This is a genomic window from Pseudomonas gessardii, from assembly GCF_001983165.1.
Taxonomy (GTDB): Bacteria; Pseudomonadota; Gammaproteobacteria; order Pseudomonadales; family Pseudomonadaceae; genus Aquipseudomonas; species Aquipseudomonas gessardii.
In genome coordinates this window covers 1-2,189 of record NZ_MNPU01000114.1, presented here as the reverse complement: position 1 = coordinate 2,189, position 2,189 = coordinate 1, and the positions used below count along the sequence as shown (strand labels likewise).

The 2,189-nt window shown below is 62.6% G+C and carries 2 protein-coding genes; both read left to right on the top strand.

Features of this window, described 5'->3' with window-relative positions; translation table 11 throughout:
• A partial coding sequence (istA, locus tag BLL38_RS29810; protein ID WP_083743144.1) for an IS21 family transposase occupies window positions 1–1,310 on the top strand: 1,310 nt, incomplete at its 5' end.
• Window positions 1,311–1,329: 19 nt separating this feature from the next.
• The gene (gene istB / locus BLL38_RS29805; protein WP_025163932.1) at window positions 1,330–2,085 is read left to right on the top strand and encodes an IS21-like element ISPsy14 family helper ATPase IstB; all 756 of its coding nucleotides are present in this window, start codon (window positions 1,330–1,332) and stop codon (window positions 2,083–2,085) included.
• Window positions 2,086–2,189: the final 104 nt, after the last annotated feature.

Genomic DNA, 2,189 nt, shown 5'->3' with positions numbered 1-2,189 from the left:
ATCAACGTCCGATGCCGGACTGGGCTCATGTCCATGCCGAGTTACGTCGCCCCGGCGTCACCTTGGCCCTGCTCTGGCAAGAGTATCGGCTCACCCATCTGCAAGGCTTCCAGTACAGCTGGTTCTGCGAGCACTACCGCCTCTGGGCTGCCAAGGTCGACGTGGTCATGCGCCAGGAACACCGTGCCGGCGAAAAGCTGTTTGTCGATTACGCCGGCCAGACCGTGCCGGTCATTGATCGGCGAACCGGCGAGATCCGCCAGACGCAGATCTTCGTCGCCGTCCTCGGCGCGTCCAGCTACACCTTCGCCGAGGCCACCTGGTCGCAGAAACTGCCCGACTGGCTGGGCTCGCACGTACGCTGCTTCGCCTTTCTCGGCGGTACATCGCAGATTCTGGTACCGGACAATCTGCGCAGCGGCGTCACCAAGGCGCATCGCTACGAGCCGGATATCAACCCCAGTTACCGCGATCTCGCCGAGCATTACGGCGTAGCCGTGCTGCCCGCGCGCTCGCGTAAACCCAAGGACAAAGCCAAGGTTGAAGTCGGCGTACAGGTAGTCGAGCGGTGGATCCTGGCGGTGCTGCGCAACCGCCAGTTCTTCTCGCTGGGCGAACTCAACACAGCCATCGCGCTGCTGCTGGATCGCCTCAATCAGAAGCCCTTCAAGAAGCTGCCCGGCTCACGCCGGTCAGCCTTCGAGAGCATCGACCAACCGGCGCTGCAAGCGCTGCCGGAACACCCTTACGTCTACGCCGAATGGAAAAAGGTACGCGTCCACATCGACTACCACGTCGAGGTCGACGGCCATTACTACTCGGTGCCGTATCAGCTGGTGAAGCACCAACTCGAAGTGCGGCTGACTGCGCAGACCGTCGAGTGCTTCCACGCCAACCAGCGCGTGGCCAGCCACCTGCGCTCGCCGCATAAAGGCCGCCACACCACCCAAACCGAACACATGCCCAAGAGCCACCGCGAACACGCCGAATGGACGCCGCAGCGACTGATCTGCTGGGCAGAGCAGACGGGCCCAAATACGGCCGGCGTCATCGCCTACATCCTCGAACGCCGAATCCATCCGCAGCACGGCTTCCGCGCCTGCCTGGGCATCCTGCGCCTGAGCAAACAGCACGGCGAAGAGCGGCTGGAAGCCGCTTGTCAGCGTGCGCTGGCACTGGGCGCGTGCAGTTACAAAAGCCTCGAATCGATCCTGCGCCAAGGGCTGGAACGGCTACCGCTGGCCCAGCAAAACCTGCCGTTACTGCCCGAAGAACACATCAATCTGCGCGGCCCCGGCTACTACCACTGACCTGAAAAGGAGCACCAAAATGCTGCCCAACCCGACACTCGATAAGCTGCAAACCCTGAGACTGCACGGCATGATCAAGGCGCTTGGCGAACAACATGCAACGCCTGACATCAACGATCTCAGCTTCGACGAACGCCTCGGTCTGATGGTCGACCGCGAGCTGACCGAGCGCGAAGACGCACGCCTGACTACTCGCCTCAAGGCTGCACGACTGCGCCATAACGCCTGCCTGGAAGACATCGACTACCGCAGCCCGCGCGGTCTGGACAAGTCCCTGATCCTGCAACTGGGCAGCGGCCAGTGGCTGCGCGACGGCCTGAACCTGATCATCGGCGGCCCAACTGGCGTAGGCAAAACCTGGCTCGCCTGCGCGCTGGCTCATAAGGCCTGCCGCGACGGTTACAGCGTGCGTTATCTGCGCTTGCCGCGCTTGATGGAAGAACTAGGCCTGGCCCACGGCGACGGCCGCTTCGCGAAACTGATGGCGGGTTATGCCAAGACCGACTTGCTGATCCTGGACGACTGGGGCTTGGCGCCGTTTACCGCTGCGCAACGGCGCGACATGCTTGAACTGCTGGACGACCGTTACGGCAACCGCTCGACGCTGGTGACCAGCCAAATGCCGGTGGACAAATGGCATGCGCTGATCGGCGATCCAACCTTGGGCGATGCGATCCTCGACCGGCTGGTGCACAACGCTTATCGGATCGAACTGAAGGGCGAATCGATGCGCAGGCGCGCAACGAAATTGACGGCGACAGAGACTTCAGACTAACAATGCAAACCTGCGTCGCTGCGCTCCGACTGCCCGGCCGGATGACCGTGGAATAGGTGGCCGGATGTTGGTGGACTGAGTGGCCGGATGGCGTGGAATGCCCA